Source organism: Mesorhizobium sp. (assembly GCF_024509055.1).
GTDB lineage: Bacteria > Pseudomonadota > Alphaproteobacteria > Rhizobiales > Rhizobiaceae > Mesorhizobium.
The window spans coordinates 1-2226 of record NZ_JANINM010000282.1 but is presented as its reverse complement, the minus strand read 5'-3'; the positions used below and the strand labels follow the sequence as shown (position 1 = coordinate 2226).

General features: G+C 61.0%; 4 protein-coding genes. 2 read left to right on the top strand and 2 right to left on the bottom strand.

Annotation, left to right across the window (positions count from 1 at the left end; translation table 11 throughout):
* Position 1 precedes the first annotated feature (1 nt).
* Positions 2 to 394 (bottom strand): VOC family protein, encoded by a 393-nt coding sequence (locus tag Q0L57_RS13090; RefSeq protein WP_296743239.1) that lies wholly within the window; start codon positions 392 to 394, stop codon positions 2 to 4.
* Positions 395 to 411: 17 nt separating this feature from the next.
* Complete coding sequence (locus Q0L57_RS13085) at positions 412 to 894, bottom strand: SRPBCC domain-containing protein (protein WP_296743237.1); 483 nt, start codon at positions 892 to 894, stop codon at positions 412 to 414.
* A 51-nt stretch (positions 895 to 945) separates the two neighbouring features.
* Here Q0L57_RS13085 and Q0L57_RS13080 point away from each other — a divergent pair, with 51 nt between their 5' ends.
* Positions 946 to 1269 (top strand): helix-turn-helix domain-containing protein, encoded by a 324-nt coding sequence (locus tag Q0L57_RS13080; protein WP_296743236.1) that lies wholly within the window; start codon positions 946 to 948, stop codon positions 1267 to 1269.
* A gap of 224 nt (positions 1270 to 1493) precedes the next feature.
* Positions 1494 to 2226 (top strand): YebC/PmpR family DNA-binding transcriptional regulator (locus Q0L57_RS13075; RefSeq protein WP_296743234.1); only part of this gene is annotated, 733 nt, incomplete at its 3' end.

The following is a 2226-nucleotide window of genomic DNA, read 5'->3' as shown; positions in this document are numbered from 1 at the left end:
GCTACGGCAGATTGATCTGCCAGGAGACGCCGAAGCGATCGTTGAACCAGGCGAAGCGCTGGCTGAAGCCGTAATCTCCAGTGGGCATCAGAAACGATCCGTCCTTGGAAAGGACGTCTACAATGCGCGCCAGTTCCGCTTCGGTTGAGCAGTCGACAAAGAACGAAAAGGACGGCGTGAAAGTGAAGGCGTGATGCACCGGGCTGTTGTATAGCCTCACTTCCAAGCCACCGATGGAGGCGAGTGCCAGCTTGACGGTCCCTTCCGGGCCTTCCTCGCCGGAGCCGTAGCGTGTTACGTCGAGGACGGCGCTATCCGGGACGGCTTCACAGTAAAGGGTCATGGCCTCCTCGGCGCTGCCCTCGAACATAATGAAGGGCGTTACCTTCTTCATCTGGCGGCCTCCGGTTTTCAGACGTTGGTCTCGTTGGCGGGCTCGCCCCGCAGCTCGCTGCGGTAATAGCCGTCACGCAGGTTGATGCCGTATTCGAGGTAGGCCTTCATGCAGGCGAGCATCTGCGACCAGCCTTCGCAATTCAGGAAGGACTTCTTCAGGCCGACTTCGCCTTCTTGCCAGCCGGCCTCGGCAATGGTGACGAAGGTGCCGCCGTCGTCCAATTGCTCGAAGTTCATCTCGATGCGGGTCTTGTAGGCCGGCTTGCCCTCGGCATCGGTCGCGTCCCAGCGCAGCACGATGCGCTCGTCCTTCGTCACCTGGTCGACCTCGACCGGCACCGTCTCCCACCAGGTGACTGTGGTGCCGGCGACAAGCGGGGCCGAGGCGCCGCCTATGGTGGTGAAATAGCCGCTGAGTTTCGTCGGATTGACGACGGCGTCGAAGACCTCGGCGACCGGTTTGCCGATGCGTCCGGAAATCCTGAATCCAAGGGACATATCCACAGCTCCTTCCTTGATCGTCCAAACAATATGTTATATAAATATAACATGTCAACTCAAGCTGCGGACGATCATGTTTTCAAGGCCTTGGCGCATCCGCGCCGGCGCGAGTTGCTGGATTGCCTGAAGGATCTGCCGCAGACCACCGGTGCGCTTTGCGAAGCTTTCCCGGACATGGACCGCTGCACGGTGATGATGCATCTGAAGGTGCTGGAGGAGGCCGACCTGGTGGTGGCGAAGCGCGAGGGGCGCGAGCGCTGGAACCATCTCAACGCGCTGCCGATCAGGCAGATCCACGACCGCTGGATCAGCCAATATGCCGGGCATGCGATCAGCATCCTCGACCGGCTGAAGTCTGATCTGGAGGGATAAAGGCTCTCGCGGCTCGCCGGGCGGTATCTTTGCGTGCCACCGAAACGGCGCGGCTGGACGAATTGAGCCGATTTATCTATAAGCCGGCCATTCCAACAGAGAGCGCCGCATGCCTTCGCAGGCACGCTTGAGGCGTTCTGAAAATTTGAATTCGAGCATTTTGCACGAAGTGAGGTGATGCCGCCTTGCTTTGGAATGCTCTAGCCGAACACGACAGGGGCGCCATGGCTGGCCATTCACAGTTCAAGAACATCATGCACCGCAAGGGCCGCCAGGACGCGGTGCGGTCGAAAATGTTTTCCAAGCTGGCACGCGAAATCACCGTCGCCGCCAAGACCGGCACGCCGGACCCGGCGATGAACCCGCGGCTGCGCCTTGCGGTGCAGAACGCCAAGGCCGTGTCGATGCCGAAAGATAATATCCAGCGCGCCATCAACAAGGCGTCCGCGGGCGATGGCGAGAACTACGAGGCGGTGCGCTACGAGGGCTACGGTCCGGGCGGCGTGGCGCTGATCGTCGAGGCGTTGACCGACAACCGCAACCGCTCGGCCTCCAATGTGCGTGCCGCCTTCACCAAGGCGGGTGGTGCTCTCGGCGAAACCGGCTCGGTGTCGTTCATGTGGAATCGCGTCGGCGAAATCTACTACCCGGCTTCGGCCGGCAGCGCCGACAAGGTCATGGAGGCCGCGATCGAAGCCGGCGCCGACGATGTCGAGTCGGACGAGGAAGGCCATACCATCTATTGCAGCTTCGAAAATCTCGGCGAAGTGTCGAAGTCGCTCGAAGCCGCGCTCGGCGAGGCGGAATCGGTGAAGCCGATCTGGCAGCCGCAAAACAACGTCCCAGTCGACGAAGAGCGGGCGCAGTCGCTTATGAAGCTGGTCGCGACTCTCGAGGACGATGACGACGTGCAGAGCGTCTACGCCAATTTCGAGGTCGACGACGAGACGATGGCCA